The organism is Rhizobium sp. PDO1-076 (assembly GCF_000247475.1).
Classification (GTDB): Bacteria; Pseudomonadota; Alphaproteobacteria; order Rhizobiales; family Rhizobiaceae; genus Allorhizobium.
The window spans coordinates 1-16,890 of sequence record NZ_AHZC01000003.1 but is presented as its reverse complement, the minus strand read 5'-3'; the positions used below and the strand labels follow the sequence as shown (position 1 = coordinate 16,890).

Annotated in this window: 19 protein-coding genes; 11 read left to right on the top strand and 8 right to left on the bottom strand. The window is 62.3% G+C overall.

Annotation, left to right across the window (positions count from 1 at the left end; genetic code table 11):
* The coding region (locus PDO_RS00235) for a DUF2809 domain-containing protein (protein ID WP_007596342.1) at positions 1 to 197 on the top strand (197 nt) is incomplete at its 5' end.
* A gap of 36 nt (positions 198 to 233) precedes the next feature.
* Here PDO_RS00235 and msrQ read toward each other — a convergent pair.
* The gene (gene msrQ / locus PDO_RS00230; protein ID WP_007596333.1) at positions 234 to 875 is read right to left on the bottom strand and encodes a protein-methionine-sulfoxide reductase heme-binding subunit MsrQ; all 642 of its coding nucleotides are present in this window, start codon (positions 873 to 875) and stop codon (positions 234 to 236) included.
* A 2-nt stretch (positions 876 to 877) separates the two neighbouring features.
* The gene (gene msrP, locus PDO_RS00225; RefSeq protein WP_007596331.1) at positions 878 to 1,825 is read right to left on the bottom strand and encodes a protein-methionine-sulfoxide reductase catalytic subunit MsrP; all 948 of its coding nucleotides are present in this window, start codon (positions 1,823 to 1,825) and stop codon (positions 878 to 880) included.
* Between the two features lie 480 nt (positions 1,826 to 2,305).
* Between msrP and PDO_RS00220 the strand changes: the two genes are divergently transcribed.
* The 3 genes from PDO_RS00220 to PDO_RS00210 all read left to right on the top strand — a co-directional run bounded on the left by PDO_RS00220 (position 2,306) and on the right by PDO_RS00210 (position 5,271).
* On the top strand, positions 2,306 to 2,509 hold the full coding sequence (locus PDO_RS00220; protein ID WP_007596328.1) for a DUF1059 domain-containing protein: 204 nt from the start codon (positions 2,306 to 2,308) through the stop codon (positions 2,507 to 2,509).
* A gap of 345 nt (positions 2,510 to 2,854) precedes the next feature.
* Positions 2,855 to 4,690, top strand: a complete 1,836-nt coding sequence (gene ilvD, locus PDO_RS00215; protein ID WP_007596327.1) for a dihydroxy-acid dehydratase — start codon at positions 2,855 to 2,857, stop codon at positions 4,688 to 4,690.
* A gap of 152 nt (positions 4,691 to 4,842) precedes the next feature.
* Positions 4,843 to 5,271, top strand: coding sequence for a VOC family protein (locus PDO_RS00210; protein ID WP_007596324.1), 429 nt, complete (start codon positions 4,843 to 4,845; stop codon positions 5,269 to 5,271).
* A gap of 12 nt (positions 5,272 to 5,283) precedes the next feature.
* On the opposite strand, the gene PDO_RS00205 is transcribed toward PDO_RS00210, so the two are convergent.
* Both PDO_RS00205 and PDO_RS00200 read right to left on the bottom strand, forming a co-directional pair.
* A complete protein-coding gene (locus tag PDO_RS00205; protein WP_007596318.1) occupies positions 5,284 to 6,048 on the bottom strand; it encodes a class II aldolase/adducin family protein in 765 nt (254 codons plus the stop codon).
* Positions 6,045 to 7,181 carry a TauD/TfdA family dioxygenase gene (locus PDO_RS00200; protein ID WP_007596317.1) on the bottom strand — a complete coding sequence of 379 codons (1,137 nt, stop codon included), beginning with the start codon at positions 7,179 to 7,181 and terminating at the stop codon, positions 6,045 to 6,047. The genes PDO_RS00205 and PDO_RS00200 overlap by 4 nt, the downstream gene beginning before the upstream one ends.
* A gap of 115 nt (positions 7,182 to 7,296) precedes the next feature.
* Between PDO_RS00200 and PDO_RS00195 the strand changes: the two genes are divergently transcribed.
* The 3 genes from PDO_RS00195 (at position 7,297) to PDO_RS00185 (ending at position 8,923) form a co-directional block, all read left to right on the top strand.
* Complete coding sequence (locus PDO_RS00195; protein WP_007596314.1) at positions 7,297 to 8,202, top strand: LysR substrate-binding domain-containing protein; 906 nt, start codon at positions 7,297 to 7,299, stop codon at positions 8,200 to 8,202.
* A gap of 171 nt (positions 8,203 to 8,373) precedes the next feature.
* A complete protein-coding gene (locus PDO_RS00190; RefSeq protein ID WP_007596312.1) occupies positions 8,374 to 8,595 on the top strand; it encodes a type II toxin-antitoxin system PrlF family antitoxin in 222 nt (73 codons plus the stop codon).
* Positions 8,582 to 8,923, top strand: coding sequence for a type II toxin-antitoxin system PemK/MazF family toxin (locus PDO_RS00185; protein ID WP_007596311.1), 342 nt, complete (start codon positions 8,582 to 8,584; stop codon positions 8,921 to 8,923). The genes PDO_RS00190 and PDO_RS00185 overlap by 14 nt, the downstream gene beginning before the upstream one ends.
* Positions 8,924 to 9,195: 272 nt before the next feature.
* On the opposite strand, the gene PDO_RS00180 is transcribed toward PDO_RS00185, so the two are convergent.
* A complete protein-coding gene (locus PDO_RS00180; protein WP_007596310.1) occupies positions 9,196 to 9,561 on the bottom strand; it encodes a lysozyme inhibitor LprI family protein in 366 nt (121 codons plus the stop codon).
* A 164-nt stretch (positions 9,562 to 9,725) separates the two neighbouring features.
* Between PDO_RS00180 and PDO_RS00175 the strand changes: the two genes are divergently transcribed.
* The 3 genes from PDO_RS00175 to PDO_RS00165 all read left to right on the top strand — a co-directional run bounded on the left by PDO_RS00175 (position 9,726) and on the right by PDO_RS00165 (position 13,576).
* A complete protein-coding gene (locus PDO_RS00175; RefSeq protein WP_007596309.1) occupies positions 9,726 to 10,751 on the top strand; it encodes a serine hydrolase domain-containing protein in 1,026 nt (341 codons plus the stop codon).
* Positions 10,752 to 10,859: 108 nt separating this feature from the next.
* Positions 10,860 to 12,266 carry a DegQ family serine endoprotease gene (locus tag PDO_RS00170; RefSeq protein ID WP_007596308.1) on the top strand — a complete coding sequence of 469 codons (1,407 nt, stop codon included), beginning with the start codon at positions 10,860 to 10,862 and terminating at the stop codon, positions 12,264 to 12,266.
* Positions 12,263 to 13,576 (top strand): replication-associated recombination protein A, encoded by a 1,314-nt coding sequence (locus PDO_RS00165; protein WP_007596305.1) that lies wholly within the window; start codon positions 12,263 to 12,265, stop codon positions 13,574 to 13,576. Before PDO_RS00170 ends, PDO_RS00165 begins: the two co-directional genes overlap by 4 nt.
* A 38-nt stretch (positions 13,577 to 13,614) precedes the next feature.
* Here the strand turns inward: PDO_RS00165 and PDO_RS00160 are convergent, their stop codons facing one another.
* Positions 13,615 to 13,926, bottom strand: coding sequence for a DUF1883 domain-containing protein (locus tag PDO_RS00160; protein ID WP_007596295.1), 312 nt, complete (start codon positions 13,924 to 13,926; stop codon positions 13,615 to 13,617).
* A gap of 1,361 nt (positions 13,927 to 15,287) precedes the next feature.
* On the opposite strand from PDO_RS00160, the gene PDO_RS00150 reads away from it, so the two are divergent.
* Positions 15,288 to 15,719 carry an OsmC family protein gene (locus tag PDO_RS00150; protein ID WP_007596293.1) on the top strand — a complete coding sequence of 144 codons (432 nt, stop codon included), beginning with the start codon at positions 15,288 to 15,290 and terminating at the stop codon, positions 15,717 to 15,719.
* An 86-nt stretch (positions 15,720 to 15,805) separates the two neighbouring features.
* On the opposite strand, the gene PDO_RS00145 is transcribed toward PDO_RS00150, so the two are convergent.
* The gene (locus tag PDO_RS00145; protein WP_007596292.1) at positions 15,806 to 16,234 is read right to left on the bottom strand and encodes a VOC family protein; all 429 of its coding nucleotides are present in this window, start codon (positions 16,232 to 16,234) and stop codon (positions 15,806 to 15,808) included.
* 128 nt (positions 16,235 to 16,362) lie between these two features.
* Positions 16,363 to 16,647, bottom strand: a complete 285-nt coding sequence (locus tag PDO_RS00140) for a GIY-YIG nuclease family protein (protein ID WP_007596291.1) — start codon at positions 16,645 to 16,647, stop codon at positions 16,363 to 16,365.
* Positions 16,648 to 16,890: the final 243 nt, after the last annotated feature.

Sequence of the window (16,890 nt, the reverse complement as noted above, 5' to 3'; positions counted from 1 at the left end):
CTGTCATTGCCGTAGTCACTGAGCTCGGCCGCCTCTATCACACGCCCTGGCTCGATACGTTCCGCCTGACATTGGCCGGTGCGCTCCTGCTTGGCCGGATCTTCTCGGTCTGGAATATCCTCGCCTATCTGCTTGGCATTGCCGCGGCCGCGCTGATCGAACGACAACTGCTGGCGCGAACGCAACGGACCAACTGATGCAGGTGCGCCGACGCGCCGATCGCTTAGCTACGCCTACCGGTTGCCCTGGACTGCCATCGCCCGTTTCGCCCGCTTGCGCTCCATTAGCTTCGGCCGCACCAGCCGATACCCCAGCAGCACGGTCACCACGGCGATATAAAACGCCGGCTCGCCGGTGATCGCCTTCAGTGACAGCGCATAATGCAGGATTGCCACGAACAGGATTGGATAGGCCAGCTTGTGCAGCTGGTTCCAGCGCGGCCCGAGCCGCTTGATCGACCACTTGTTCGAGGTGGCGGCCAGCGGGATCAGCATGATCAGTCCGGCCATGCCGAGCATGATATAGGGCCGCTTGAGGATGTCGCCGGCGATCGACGACAGGATCAGGCCGCGGTCGAGCGTCAGGTAGACGGTGAAATGCGCCAGCACATAGTAGAATGCGAGAAGGCCGAGCGCACGCCTGTAGCTAATAAGGTTATAGCCTAAAAGATCTCGGATCGGCGTGACCGCCAGCCCGAGACAGAGGAATCTCAGCGCCCAGAGGCCGAGCAGGTGCTCGAATGTGCGCACCGGATCGGCGCCGAGCCCGCCGAAAATGCCCAGATAGAACGCATAGAGGCCCGGCATCAGCCCGAGCGCATAGAGCGCCCAGACCGAAGCCGGCTTGAAGCGGGCGGGAAGTGCAAGGCTTGCCATGGTCAGTAGAACTTCGTCAGATCCATGCCGGCATAGAGGCTGGCGACCTCGTCGGCATAGCCGTTGAAGGGCAGGGTATCGACGCGCGCGCCGCCGAACAGGCCATCGGCCTCGCCGATCCGCCGCTCGGTCGCCTGGCTCCAGCGCGGATGATCGACCGCCGGATTGACGTTGGCATAAAAGCCGTATTCCGAGGCCTGCAACCGGTTCCAGGTCGATGGCGGTTCTTGCTCGGTGAGCGTGATCTTGACGATCGACTTGATGCCCTTGAAGCCGTATTTCCACGGGGTCACCAGGCGGATCGGCGCGCCGTTCTGGTTCGGCAGAGTTTCGCCGTAAAGGCCGGTCGCCAGCAGCGTCAGCGGGTGGCGTGCCTCATCGAGGCGCAGGCCCTCGACATAGGGCCAGTCGAGCGCCTGGAAAATACCGGCCTGGCCCTGCATTTCCTCAGGCCGGACCAGCGTTTCGAAGGCGACATATTTCGCCGAGCCGAGTGGCTCGACCTTGTCGAGAAGGGCAGACAGCGGAAAACCGGCCCATGGGATCACCATCGACCAGGCCTCGACGCAGCGCATCCGGTAGACGCGCTCTTCCATCGTGTAGTCGCGCATGATCGTCTCGATGTCGATCACCTGCGGCTTGGCCACCAGCCCGCCGACCTCAATCGTCCAGGGGCGCGTGTTCAGCGAGCCGGCATTGCGCGACGGATCTTCCTTGCCGGTCCCGAATTCGTAGAAATTGTTGTAGGTCGTCACGTCTTCCTTCGAGGTCAGCTTGGCATCGACCTTGTAGGCGCTTGGCACAACCTTCAGCGCCGCGGCAAAGGCACCGGGCGCGGCAGCCGCTGCAATCCCGCCGGCCGCCAGCCCCATCAGGCTGCGGCGGTTGAGATAGAGCCCCTTGGGGGTGATCTCGCTTGAGGCGATTTTCGGCGGATGGTAGCGCGACATGGTAACCTCTTTTCGCTCCTGATCGGCATATCCGATGACATAGGAGACGCAGGATAGGAAAACAGAGTTTCACGCTTTGGAAAAGCGGATGGCCGAAAACAATTTTGTGTACGGAATTGTTTGATCTAGCTGTAAGAAATTGGCGGCGCCAGAAACATCGGCTTTCTCAATGCTTTCGGCCCGCCCATCTTTCCTCACCCATGTCCTCCCTGCCGATATCTACTCGCATATGCGGCACCGCGTCGCATCGACCCGGTTGATCCGCATGCAGAGCAGCCGCCAGATTGTCCGCTCGGCACGCCAGGCACGGTGCGGTCAGTCGAGGCAAAGTCAGTGGTTGTATTCCCCGGCATAATCGACTGTCGCAGGCTTCGCCTTGTATATTTCCCGTTTGTCGCGCCTCTGCGATAGGCGTAAAATCCAGCCGTCCGCCCGATCGGTTTGCCAATCGGTCTCACGGACCTTGCTAGGGAGGCAAAGATGACACGCAAATTTATCGATTGCCGGGAGTTTCCAAGCGAAATGAAATGCACCATCGCCATATCCGCGGACAGCACCGATGAGTTGGTCAATGCCGCGGTCGCGCATGCAGTATCCGTTCACGGCGAACATGACAGTCCGGCTTTCCGGGCCGAACTCAGGAAGGCTGTCCATGAGATGGCAGCCGCCCGCAACGTCGCCTGACGGGATGCGCATCGGCAGGCAGCGGTCAGTGCAGAGAGATCAGGGCGGGCGAGGGTGGGCGGCACTTTCCCGCCTGAGAAAGCCGCGCCAAGAGATCGGCCAAAGCATCGCCTGACCTGTCGGGCGCGGTCATCCGACAGGCGGCCCGATATCGCCGGCACTTGCTCGGCTGGCGCAGCGACTGCCGAGCTGTTATCCTCGACCGTACCGAATTGCCGGTTGCCGATAGTGACAGCCCTTGGCCGATCCTTTACGAACGGTGTCAAAAGCGGGCGTGTTGCGGCCTTTTTACCGGACGCGTTCAAGGGCCTGCCCGCGCGAAAGAAGAAATCCGAGGTAACACCGATGCCAGTCTATCGTTCGAGAACCACGACCCACGGCCGCAACATGGCGGGCGCGCGCGGCCTATGGCGCGCCACCGGCATGAAGGACAGCGATTTCGGCAAGCCGATCATCGCCGTGGTCAATTCCTTCACCCAGTTCGTTCCGGGCCATGTGCACCTGAAGGATCTCGGTCAGCTGGTTGCCCGCGAAATCGAAGCGGCCGGCGGCGTCGCCAAGGAATTCAACACGATCGCCGTCGATGACGGCATCGCCATGGGCCATGACGGCATGCTCTATTCGCTGCCCTCGCGCGAGATCATCTCCGACTCGGTCGAATACATGGTCAATGCCCACTGCGCCGACGCCATGGTCTGCATCTCCAACTGCGACAAGATCACCCCCGGCATGTTGTCGGCCGCCATGCGCCTCAACATTCCGGCCGTCTTTGTCTCCGGCGGCCCGATGGAGGCCGGCAAGGTCGTTATGCATGGCAAGACCGTCGCGCTCGACCTCGTCGATGCCATGGTCGCTGCCGCCGACGACAAGATCTCCGACGAGGACGTCGCCGTCATCGAGCGCTCGGCCTGTCCGACCTGCGGTTCCTGCTCCGGCATGTTCACCGCAAACTCGATGAACTGCCTGACCGAGGCGCTCGGCCTGTCGCTGCCCGGCAACGGCTCGACGCTCGCCACCCATTCCGACCGCAAGCGCCTGTTCGTCGAGGCCGGCCACCTGATCGTCGATCTCGCCCGCCGCTATTATGAGCAGGATGACGACAGCGTTCTGCCGCGCAACATTGCGACGAAGGAAGCCTTCGAGAACGCCATGGCGCTCGATATCGCCATGGGCGGCTCGACCAACACGGTCCTGCACATCCTCGCTGCCGCCTACGAAGGTGGCGTCGATTTCACCATGGACGACATCGACCGCCTGTCGCGCCGCGTGCCGTGCCTGTCCAAGGTGGCACCCGCCAAGCAGGACGTGCATATGGAAGACGTGCACCGCGCCGGCGGCATCATGCGCATCCTCGGCGAACTCGAGCGCGGCGGCCTGCTCAACACCGATTGCAAGACGGTGCATGAGCCGACGCTCGGCGATGCCATCAACCGCTGGGACATCACCCGCACCAATTCCGAGACGGTCCGCACCTTCTTCAAGGCCGCCCCCGGTGGCGTGCCGACCCAGGTCGCCTTCTCTCAGTCATCGCGCTGGGACGACCTCGATACCGACAGCGACAACGGCGTCATCCGCTCGGTCGCCAAGCCCTTCTCGAAGGATGGCGGTCTTGCCGTGCTTTACGGCAACATCGCGCTCGACGGCTGCATCGTGAAGACCGCCGGCGTCGATGAATCGATCCTGAAGTTTGCCGGCCCCGCCCGCGTCTTCGAAAGCCAGGACGCCTCGGTCAAGGCGATCCTGTCGAACGAGGTCAAGGCCGGCGACGTCGTGGTCATCCGCTACGAAGGCCCGAAGGGCGGCCCGGGTATGCAGGAAATGCTCTATCCGACCAGCTATCTGAAGTCGAAAGGCCTCGGCAAGGCCTGCGCGCTGATCACCGACGGCCGCTTCTCCGGCGGCACGTCCGGTCTCTCCATCGGCCATGCCTCGCCGGAAGCGGCACAAGGTGGTGCCATCGGTCTGGTGCGCGAAGGCGACCGGATCGAGATCGACATTCCCAATCGCACGATCAACCTCGCCGTCGATCCGGCAGAACTGGAGCGTCGCCGCATCGAGCAGGACGCCAAGGGCTGGTTCCCGGCCGAAAAGCGCAAGCGCAACGTCACCACCGCGCTGAAGGCCTACGCCGCCTTCGCCTCGTCGGCCGACAAGGGCGCCGTGCGCATCCTTCCGGAATAAGACATCGCTGATCACGCGGGTGGTGGTTTGCCGCCGCCCGCCACGCATCTCCCGCCTTCGCCAACCCGCGTGCCGTTCGGTCGTCCCTGAAAGATCGCGGTGGCTGGAGCCGCTGAATTCCCCGTCCAGTCCCTCGATCAGCCGGACCCGCCATGACCGTTCCCTTCAGCCTCGTCGGCATCGACCACGTCGTCTTTATCATCGACGACATGGAACGGGCGCTTGCCTTCTATCACGACGTCCTCGGCTGCCGGCCCGGCTATACCTATCCGGCGCTGGGCATGGAGCAGGTTTGGTGCGGAAACGCCCTGATCGTTCTCTGGGATATCACTCATCCCGGCGGCCACAAGGCCGCTCCGCCGGTCGCAGGCGGCCGCAATGTCGATCATGTCTGCATCGCAACCGGTCCCTTCGACCACGACGAACTGCGCGCCCATCTCGCCCGCCACGGCGTCACAATCGACCGCGAAGCCATGCATGGCGGTGCCCGCGGCATGGGCCATTCCTTTTATGTCCGCGATCCTTTTGGAAACACCATCGAGATCAAGGGGCCGGCCGAATATCCGGACGGGCGTGCTTGATCCGATCTGCTCTCAATCCCGCCAGGACATATCCTCCCGGTCGAGGCAGGATTTCAGATAGTCGAAATGTCGCTCCGCCATGCCGCGATAGGGGATCCAGCCGTCCGACGTTGCCTGGGCGATCTCGTCGGACAGGATAGCCAGCGGCTTGCCGGTCGAAAGCGCCAGCACCATCGTCTGCGCCGCCTTCTCGAAAAAGTAGAGATCCTCGAACGCATCCGCCACGGTTTCGCCGGCAATTGTCACGCCGTGATTGCCCATGACCAGCACCGACTTACCCTTGATCATCCGCGCCAGCCTCTCGCCTTCCTCTTGCGCGTCGGCAATGCCGCCGAATTCGAGGTCGTAGCCGATCCGGCCGAAGAACCGCGCGGTATTGTTGTCGAGCGGCAGCAGGGTAGGGTCCTTGAGGCATGACAGCGCCACCGCATGCGGCGAATGGCAATGCAGGATGACGCGCGCCTCCGGCAGCATCCGGTGCAGCGTGCCATGCACGGTCCATGCTGAAGGGTCCGGGGCGTTCGCGCCCGTCATCACATCCGGATCATCGGCATCGAGCAACAAGAGGTCGCTGGCCTTGATCGTTGCGAAATGCTGCCAGCGCGGATTTAGCAGGAACTGTTTTCCGCTTGCAGAAACAGCCGCGCTGAAATGGTTGCCGACGGATTCGCTCCAGCCGAAGCGATGGCAGATGCGAAAAGCCGCGGCGAGATCCTGCCTGAGCGCCATCAGCGCCTTGGCCTCCATCAGGTCTGGAATGGATGGCGTGATGTTCATGCCTTGAACCTCCCTTCGCTGACCAGCGCCCGATAGGTCGAGCGCATCTCCTCGCGATCGGCATAACAGCCGCGCAGGTAACGATCGCCGCTGGTCGCCGAATAGGCCAAACGGCCATGCACGATGCGGTGGTTGTCGAACACCATGCACTCGCCGGCCTTCATCAGGAAGCGCATCATGAACTTGTCGTCCTGCAGCATTTTGCCAAAACGGCAGAAGGCCGGGTAATAATCGTCGAGCACGGTCTGCGGCAGGTCGAAAATGTCTGCCATGTGCTGGCTGATCGTGAGCCCCGAGACTTCGCCATGTTTGTCCAGTTCGATCACCCGCTGGCGCGAGCGCATGTCGTATGTGTCGTGTTCGCAGAAGAACGGAATGTCGATCTCCGACAACAGCTTGAACCCTTCCGGATCGATCTCCCGGAACGCATTCGCCACCGCCACGCCGTCCGAATAGATGCTCATGCCGCCCTCGACGGAATTGGCCCGGCAATGCAGGAACTGGATGCCCGGCGCATGCTCTTCGGCCGGCGTATCGGTATGCAGTTCCAGCGCTTTGGCGGTATAGGCGGTGTTGGTCGGATTGATATGCGTGCGCACATTGAAGAATTCGCCGAAGAATGTCGGCCGCACATGGCCCATCAGTTTGACCGTCTCGGTCAGGCCTTCGTCGCTGTCCGGCATCTCGGTGACAATCGTCAGTCCGTCGACGATCATCGCCCTGATCCACGCCGCCACCTTGGCCGGGTCGGCTTTCAACTCCGCCTGTGAAAAGCGTGCGATCGTTGGATAGTGATCGCTGAACCAGGCCTTGCGCGGCAGGTCGGCCGGATCGGCGCGGTGCCGGCCGTCGGCATAAAGCGAAAGCATCGCTATCGGATAGCGCGACACATGATCCTCTCCGGCCCATTCGATCACCAGCGTCTCACCGTCCACGACGGCGGTTTCGACGCGCGGCGGCTGGTCGAGATGGAAGATGTCGAAGCTGCGCTCGCGCGTCGCACTGTCGAAGGAGGTGGGGCAATTGTCGCGCAGCCAGTAGTAGTTGAAGTATGCGATCCGGCCCTCGGCCAGCGGCACATGAAGCCCCTTGTCAGCAAGCGTGACGGCCTCGGTTGCAACATGCATGTTCATCGCGGTTTCCTTAATCTGGATCGTCAGGGCTTTGGCTCTATTTGACGATCATCATCCGCCTTTCCTTGGGAAACCAGAGGGATTATGCTTATTGTAAATTAAGCTGGAGATTAACTTGAGCCGCCTGCCGCCCCTGCGTCTTCTCACCACGTTCGAGACGGTTTCGCGCCTCGGCTCGATGCGTGAGGCCGCAACCCGCCTGAATGTCACCCAGCCGGCCGTGACCCAGGCTCTGAAAGCACTGGAGGAGCATGTCGGTGCTCCGTTGATCGACCGCACGACACGGCCTGCGCGTCTGACCGAAGCCGGCCAACAACTCGCCCGCGCCACCCGTGACGGCCTCGATCTGATCGCCGACACGATCGAGGAGATCCGCATCAGCGCCGGCCTTGAGGAACAGCGCCTGACGGTCGCCTGCACGATCGGCATGGCGACCTACTGGCTGATGCCGCGGCTCACCGATTTTTATGCCCGCTATCCGGATGTCATGGTCAATGTCCAGGTGCCGCCCACCGACCTGCCGGCGATTTCGCAAGGCACCGATCTCGTCCTGCGTTATGGCGCTGGCAACTGGAACGATGGCGAGACCACCAAGCTGTTCGACGAGACCGTCTGCCCGGTCGGGCGCCCGGCGCTGGTCGAGCGGCTGCTGGCCTCGGGCGAGGGGCTGGCGCAGGCGCCCCTCATCCATGTCCGCTCGACCGAGACGCGCCACTGGGCCGGCTGGAGCGACTACCTTACCCTGCGCGGCCTCGGCAAACCCGGCAGCGCCGGCCAGACCTTCGACAACTATGTCCAGGCGGTGCAGGCGACCCTCGATACCCGCGGCCTGATGCTCGGCTGGTACTCGATCACCGATGGCCTCGTCACCGACGGATCGCTGGTTCATTGGCCTGAGGGCGCTCTGGATCTCGGCACCGGCTATTATGCGACGGTCAATCCGAACGGCGCGCAAAAGGCGGCGGTCAAGGCCTTTGTGCGCTGGCTCGGAGATATGAGGCTCGCACTTGAGACCCCCTGATGAAGGGTCTCCTTCTCTAGCCAATCAGCGGTTCACCCGCTTTTCAACAGGGATACAAGGCGATCGCGCCAGAGCAAATCACGCCCTCGCGTCACGCCGTAAACCGCAAGCGGCCAACCCCCTCTTGTCCCGAGAAAGGAAATTCCTTACTTTCTTCGCAGAGGTGACGTGATGATCTCCAGCAAACTCACAAGCAAGGCGCAGACAACCGTTCCCCAGGCGGTGCGGGCGGCCCTTCGGCTGAAGGAAGGCGATGCGATCCTGTATACGATCGAACCCGATGGCCGGGTTATGATTTCCCGCGCGCTAGCCGATCAACCGTCGGATGATCCGTTCGCGACATTTTCGGAATGGGACAGCGAAGCGGACCGCAAGGCCTATGCCGATCTTTAAACAGGGCGATATCGTCCGCGTTCCCTTTCCCTACACGGATCGCGACACCCGCCAGCGAAGGCCGGCATTTGTCGTTTCGAATGGCGGGATTGGCGAGCAAGAGGGTCTTTTGTGGGTTGTCATGATCACCTCTGCCGAGAACCGTTCCTGGCCGGAGGACGTGCCGATCCCGGACCATGCCGCTGCGGGCCTGCCGGCCCCATCGGTCGTGCGACCGGTCAAACTGGCAACGGTAGAGGCTAGGCATGTCGAGCCTCTGGGCGCAGCGGACGCGTCGACAAATGATGCTGTGCTGCTGCGTGTCTTGAATGCCTTGGGCAAGGCTTGACCTAGAGCAGTTCCAGCAAAAATGGGAACCGGTTTTGCGTCCGGAATTGCGTAAAACCAAAGAGATAGAGCATTGAAGGCGACTCCGTTTTCGCCGGAAATGCTCTAGTCACCAAGGTGAACGTTTCACCATGATGTCCAGGCCGTTCAGCGCTGAATGTGCCGAGCGCAACACGTCTCAGCTGTCCGGAACAGGGTCGAGCATTCTGGCATTTCAAAGATGTAGAGGTTTAGGAAATAAGCTAATTTCTGAAATTACAACCTGCCGCCACTTCACTTCGGCCGCTGCACACCCTCATAGACGCTGGTCAGTTGCGCCATCCGCGCGGCATAGGCGGCCGTCAGGCAATCGACATCGGCCTTGCATTCGCCGCGCTTGGTCAGCCAGGCGATCTGCTGGTCCTGCAATTCGCCGCGACTTCCCATGGCCAGCAGGCCGGACAGAAGCTCGAATGTGGTGACCATCTTCACATCCATGTCGTTCAGAGACAGGGTTTGGCAAATGGTGCTCTCATCGGCCGCCAGATCCGGTTTGCTGCAATCGAAGCTCGCCGCATGCGCAGGCAGGGCACCGGCCAGCAAGGGTGCTGCGAGTAGCGCAAAGACGACGGCGCGGGCGGCGGCATCAGGATTGGTCATGGTCACCTCGATTTTCGACGACGGGATTTATTTTATCAATGACTGATCAACGTCTTGAGCGCAGACATCGTTCCATGCACCTTGCGCATGACAGCTTCTCACGATCAGGTGAGATCGTGTCAGCCAGCCTTTGTTTGGTCGGCGTTTTTCCTAAATGGTAGGTCATGAACAGAAGAACGCTCCTCGCCCTCATCGCGACCCTTCCGGCCGTTTCCGTCACCCGCAGCTTCGCCCAGTCGGCAAGGGGTGGCGATGTGTCAAACGAGCGCATTGCCGGCTTGCTGGAGGCCGCGCGTCGGCTGGACAGCCTGGAAACGGTCATCGTCACGCGAGACGGTAACGTGCTTGCCGAACGCGCCTTTGGCAACAACGCCCTGACCGGCTCGACCAATATCAAGTCCGCATCGAAATCGGTCGTCTCGGCCCTGGTCGGCATTGCCATCGACAAGGGGCTGCTCAAGGGTGTCGATCAACCGATCGAAACCGTCCTGCGCACCGATTTCCCCGCCAATCCCGATCCGCGCCTGTCGAGGATCACCATCGGCCATCTTCTGTCGATGCGCTCCGGCCTCGACCGCATGTCGGGGCCGAACTACGGCCGCTGGGTCGCCAGCCGTAACTGGGTCCGCACAGCGCTTGCCGCCGATTTCATCGACGAGCCGGGCGGCGGCATGCTCTATTCCACCGCCTCCACCCATCTGCTCTCGGTCATCCTCACCAAGGTCTCTGGCAAGCCGACCCTGGCGCTCGCCCGCGACTGGCTCGGTCCGCTCGAAGGCTTCCGCATCGGCGCCTGGGACCGTGATCCGCAGGGCTATTATCTCGGCGGCAACCAGATGGCCATGACGCCGCGCTCGCTGCATGCCTTCGGTGAGCTTTATCGCCGCGGCGGCGTCACCTCAGACGGAACGCGGCTGATTTCCGCGGCATGGATCCGCGAAAGCTGGGTCCAGCGCACCAATTCGGTGTTCAACGGCGATGGCTACGGCTACGCTTGGTTCCTGAAAGACATGGCCGGCGAGCGGGTGAACTATGCCTGGGGTTATGGCGGCCAGATGCTCTATATCGTGCCGAGCCTCGATCTCACCGTCACCATGACCTCGAACGAGGCCGCACCGTCTGCCCGCACCGGTTACCGTGACGAACTGCATGGCCTGGTCGCCCGCATGATCGAAACCGCAAAGGCTTGAGCGGGAGGGCATTTATCCCCATCTGCAATGTCTTGACCTTGGTTCCGCCTATTTCGGTTTGCAGGAACGAGGTCTAGAACTTCTGCCAATGCCTTGAAGGGGATTCGCATGCTTCGTCTGAAACTCTGCCTGCCTTTTGTTCTGCCGTTTATCGCTGCGCTCGCTGTGCCGATGGCCGCCACGGCGCAGGAAAAGGTCGTGCCGCAATCCAAGATCGACGTCCAGCTTTCCTATGCGCCGCTGGTCAAGCAGACCCGGGGTGCGGTGGTCAATGTCTATGCCGAGCGCATGGTCCAGCGCCGCGCCAGCCCGTTTGCCGGCGATCCCTTCTTCGAACAGTTCTTCGGCCAGCGCATGCCGAACCGGACCGAAAAGCAGTCCTCGCTCGGGTCCGGCGTGATCGTCGAATCGAATGGCACTGTCATCACCAACAACCATGTCATCGAAGGTGCCGATGATATCAAGGTGGCGCTCGCCGACGGTCGCGAGTTCCCGGTCAAGGTGGTGCTGAAGGACGATCGCCTCGATCTCGCCGTGCTGCGCTTCGAGACCAAGGAGACTTTGCCGTTCCTGCCGATCGCCGATTCCGACAAGACCGAGGTCGGCGATCTGGTTCTCGCCATCGGCAACCCGTTCGGCGTCGGCCAGACGGTGACATCAGGCATCGTCTCGGCGCTGGCCCGCAACCAGGTCACCGAAGGTGATTTTGGCTTCTTCATCCAGACCGATGCCGCGATCAATCCCGGCAATTCCGGTGGCGCGCTCGTCGACATGAACGGCGAACTGATCGGCATCAACACGGCGATCTTTTCCAAGGGCGGCGGCTCCAACGGTGTCGGATTTGCCATTCCGGCCAATCTCGTGCGGGTCTTCCTGGAGGCCGCCGACCGCGGCGATGCAAGCTTCGAGCGCCCCTATATCGGCGCCATCTTCGAACCGGTAACGTCTGAAGTTGCGGAGGCTCTGGGTCTGGAAACCGTGCGCGGCGCGCTTGTCGTGCGGGTGGTCGAGGATGGCCCGGCCGCAAAGGCCGGTCTGAAACCGGGCGAGGTGATTACCGCCGTCAATGGCATTCCCGTCGAGCACCCCGACGCCCTCGGTTACCGCCTGACCACGGCTGGCCTCGGCAAGACGGTCAAGCTCTCCGTCAGCGACAATGGCAAGAGCGGCGAAATCAACCTGCAACTGGCATCGGCACCGGAAACCCGGCCGCGCGATATCAAGCTGATCGAGGGCCGCAGCCCGTTTGCCGGGATCAGGGCCGCCAATCTCTCGCCGCGTCTCGCCTACGAATTGCGCATGGCCTCCGAAGTGACCGGCGTCGTCGTCACCGAAGTGGTGAAGGGTTCTCCCGCAGCCCGGCTTGGTTTTGCCCAGCGCGACATCGTCGTGGCGATCAATGGCGCCAACGTCAATTCGGTGGACGATCTCGCCGCTGCCGCCGACAGCGATGCCAGCTTCTGGCGGGTCGAGATCGAGCGCGACGGCCAGCGCATCCGGCAGATCTTCCGATGAGCGACCTCTTCGCCTCGCATGTTCCCAAGGACATCGCCGAGCGCCGGCCGCTGGCTGATCGCCTGCGGCCGAAAAACCTGTCGGAAGTGACGGGCCAGGAGCATCTGACCGGCGAAGACGGCGTGCTGGCGCGGATGATCGCGGCCGGCTCGCTCGGCTCGATGATCTTCTGGGGCCCGCCCGGCACCGGCAAGACCACGGTCGCCCGGCTGCTGTCGGGCGAGGCGGGGCTGGCGTTTGAACAGATCTCGGCGATCTTTTCCGGCGTCGCCGATCTGAAGAAGGTCTTCGAAGGCGCCCGCATGCGCCGGATGGAGGGCCGCCAGACGCTGCTTTTTGTAGACGAAATCCACCGTTTCAACCGCGCCCAGCAGGACAGTTTCCTGCCGGTCATGGAAGACGGAACCGTGATCCTCGTCGGTGCGACGACGGAAAACCCGAGCTTCGAGCTCAATGCAGCGCTTCTGTCGCGTGCCCGGGTGCTGACCTTCAAGAGCCATGACGAGACCAGCATCGAGACGCTGTTGAAGCGCGCCGAAGACACCGAAGCCAAGCCGCTGCCGCTCGACGAAAACGCCCGCGCCGCGCTGATCCGCATGGCCGATGGCGATGGCCGCGCCGCGCTGACGCTGGCCGAGGAAGTCTGGCGGGCGGCAAGGGCCGGCGAGGTCTTCGACACCGAGGGGCTTGCCCGCATCGTCCAGCGCCGTGCCCCTGTCTATGACAAGGGGCAGGATGGTCACTACAACCTGATCTCGGCGCTGCACAAGTCGGTACGCGGTTCGGATCCCGATGCGGCGCTCTACTATCTTTGCCGCATGTTCGATGCCGGCGAGGACCCGCTGTATCTCGGTCGCCGGCTGGTGCGCATGGCGGTCGAGGATATCGGCCTCGCCGACCCGCAGGCGCTGGTGATCTGCAATGCCGCCAAGGATGCCTACGACTATCTCGGCTCGCCGGAAGGGGAACTCGCGCTCGCCCAGGCCTGCGTCTATCTCGCCACCGCGCCGAAGTCGAACGGCGTCTATGTCGCCTACAAGGCGGCGATGCGCGCAGCCAAGGAGCATGGCTCGCTGCTGCCGCCCAAGCATATCCTCAATGCGCCGACCAAGCTGATGAAGGCGGAGGGCTATAACGAAGGCTACCGCTACGACCACGACGAGCCCGATGCCTTTTCCGGGCAGAACTATTTTCCCGAGAAGATGGGCCGCCAGCAGTATTACGATCCGCCCGAACGCGGCTTCGAACGCGACATCAAGAAGCGCCTCGACTGGTGGTCGAAGCTGCGTCGCGAGCGCGGCGAGCCGTAAGGGTCATGATGGGGAGTGCGCTGTAGGGAAAACGCCGCTCAGGAGGCCTTTTGTTTCGGTTGCACGGCCGGTGCCGCGAGCATCTTGACCTTGGATTCGGCAAGCCCGTGATGACCTTCCATATCGACGATCAGGTGCCAGTGGGCGCTGTCGGGAATGACCAGCTTGATCGGCGATTTTTTCGCCACGCCGCCGATATACTTGAAATCGAGCGTCTCCTTAAAACGCTGGAAATTCGCCGGCGTCATCAGGCGCACATTGTTGACCGCCGACAGCGTCACCTCGATGATCGTTCCGGCGCGCTGTTCCTTCAGGTCGTAATGGGTAAAGCGGAAACTCGGCTTGGACACGCTGATGCTCGTCTGGCTGGTGTTTTGACTGGGGCTAATTTACAGGTGACCGGTTAAGGAAAAGTTTGCCATGCGGTGCATGGTTTTGCGGAGGTGGGTATGGGGGCAATGCGGCTTTGGTGACCCTTGTGCTCCTGTGCTCCTGTGCTCCTGTGCTCCTGTGCTCCTGTGCTCGGCGATACCCCCTCTGCCCTGCCGGCCGTTCGACCAACCGGATGCCTCTCTGCAGCCGAAAGGTCGGAGCGGAGCGGAGCATTATTATCGCCCGATGTCTTTGCCTGTGCACTGCGGTCACCATTCCCGCCCTTGCGCCGAGGTCTCGGTGATCTCCCCCCGTGAGGGGGAGATGTCGGCGGAGCCGACAGAGGGGGGTGAACGGCGCTGACGGCGATGGTGCGATCCTCCATTCTCCTCTTTGTCATCATTTCAAACCTTCAAAAGTCCCATGCCAAAACACCGGTCGGAATGTCCTCCTCCGGGGATAGCTTGTCAGTCTCGGACAGGGCGCCAGAAGCAACCTGTTGAATAATTTATAATGGCTCCTTCCGGCGCCCCGTTCGGCGATTTTTGCCGGTTGCATGCGTCTCTCTGGCAAGGCGGCTCTGGCCGGCGAAACTTGACGTCTCGCCGTCAACCGGGCTGGGGTCCGGAACGTCTCGTTGAGACGTCCTGGCCGGGTGCCCGGGAGGTTCTCGGCGGATGTGCGCACATCCCGACCTGACCCTCGCCCGGGGAGCGGGTCATTGACGACCACAGCTCCCGCCGTCTTTGTCACCGGACCCGATCAATCAATCACTCAATCAATCAGCCAGGTCCGGCGCCTTGTTTGTGTGCCGCTGAGGCACGTCCGATGGCTGTGGGGATGTCGACACGAGCCAACCCATCCGGGGTCTTCGCCGTGCTCCATCCCCTCCACCAGAGGGAGACCGTTGCATCCGGCCCGGAGGGTCTGGCCTGCGACAGCCGCGCCCTCCGGCGCCGGTTCCGCTTCGCCGGGCTCGCAATCCCCGGTGTATCCGAAAGCGGAACGGGGCATTATGGCACGGCTCAAAACGAGGGGGATGAAAGTGGGTGCGTTTTGTTGAAAACGCTCAGGAATTTGGAAAAGTCATCCCCCTTGCGCTGTGTTTTCAAGCCCGTGTGGCAGGGGCAGGGCAAGCGCCGGTTTCGTGCAAGTGGCGCGATGGACGCCGGCCCGGGCCCGGCCTATGCTGTCGGCGCGGCCGATCGCCCGGTTGCGGTGCGCCAGCGGTGGCCGTTTGGCGGAACTGATCGGCGCGCCAGGCATTGATCCCGTTCCATGATGCATGTGCAGACAGCATCCACAGCCAACACTCACTCTCACCGAAGGAGAAGACGCAATGGCCATTCAGAAATTTGGTTCGGCCCACTGGACAGGCGGCCTGAAGGACGGACGCGGCAAGGTTTCCACCGAAAGCGGCGCGCTGAAGGATCAGCCCTATGGTTTCAAGACCCGCTTCGAGGGCGTGGCCGGCAGCAATCCGGAAGAGCTGATCGGGGCGGCCCATGCCGCCTGCTTCACCATGGCGCTGTCGCTGCAGCTCGAACAGGAAGGCCTGAAAGCCGACAGCCTCGAGACCAAGGCGATTGTCTCGCTCGACAAGGTCGGCGACGGCTTCGAGATCACCGCCATCGAACTTAACCTCGCCGGCACGGTTCCGGGCACGGACGCTGCGACCTTCAAGTCGATCGCCGAAAAGGCCAAGGTCGGCTGCCCGGTGTCGAAGGCGCTGAAGGCGGTGCCGATCTCGTTGAATGTGACGTTCGGCTGATTGGTCGGCCGGCGATTGCCGACATGATGGCCGGCATGATGCATTGACGCGGCGTCCGCCAATTCTGGTCGGACGCCGTTTTTCTGTCAGAACGTCACCTTGACGGAGGCGGCACTGCGGGTTGACGGGCCGTGAAAGACGGCCTCGATATTGTTGCCGTCCGGATCGAGCAGGAAGGCGGCATAGTAGCCCGGATGATAGGGTCGCTCTCCGGGGGCGCCATTGTCCATTCCGCCGGCACGGAGCCCGGCCGCGTGCGCGGCATCGACCATGGCGGCATCGGCGGCCTGAAAGGCGAGATGATGGCGGCCGGTCAGCTTGCCAAGTGCGGCATCGCTGTCGGCAGTCGAGACGAACAGTTCGTCGGCCCAGAAATAATCCTCTGTCTCGCCGCCGATCGGCACGCCCAGCACCTCAAAGATCGCTGCGTAAAACCGCCGGCTGGCCGGCAGGTCGCGGACCACGAGCTGGATATGATCGATCAACCGGCCGCGATGCAATTCCTGGGTTTCCATGGGTGCCTCCTCCTGGCGCTTGCTCCTGGCGCTTGCATGAATCTAGGCGCGTATGGCGGGGGCTTCAATGGGGGCGGCGCGCTGTACGGTCAGGCATTGTCGATGGCGCGAGACGCGGCTTTTTCCTGTCACCACAGCTCGTAGTACAGGTCCCGCCACTCCGGATTGATGCTCTCGATCAGTGTGATCTTCCATTTGCGGTACCATCGCTTCAGGGATTTTTCCCGCTGGATGGCGGTGCCGATGCGTTGATGTTCTTCACACCAGACGAGCTGCTTGCAGCCATATTTCGTCGCAAATCCGGGCGTCAGGCCTTCCCGGTGCTCGTAGATGCGCCGCTCCAGATCGGACGTGACGCCGATATAGAGCGTGCCGTTCTTGTGATTGGTAACGATGTAGACGTAGCCGGCCATGGTCAAATGTTTGGCGTCGCGGGCAGGGCCGTCAATCCTGGGTTTTTAGGGGGATTGCGTGTGGATCCTCGCCTCAAGGGCGAGGATGACGGAGTGAGGGGAGATGCGAGGCCGAGGGGCGGGGCCGATGGGCGATCAAGGATGGGGAGGGCGCAGGTGGGAGATGGATGGGCGCGAAGGTTGGCTTGGACCAATGTCGCTCCCAAGACCACTGTCATCCTCGCCCTTGAGGCGAGGATCCAT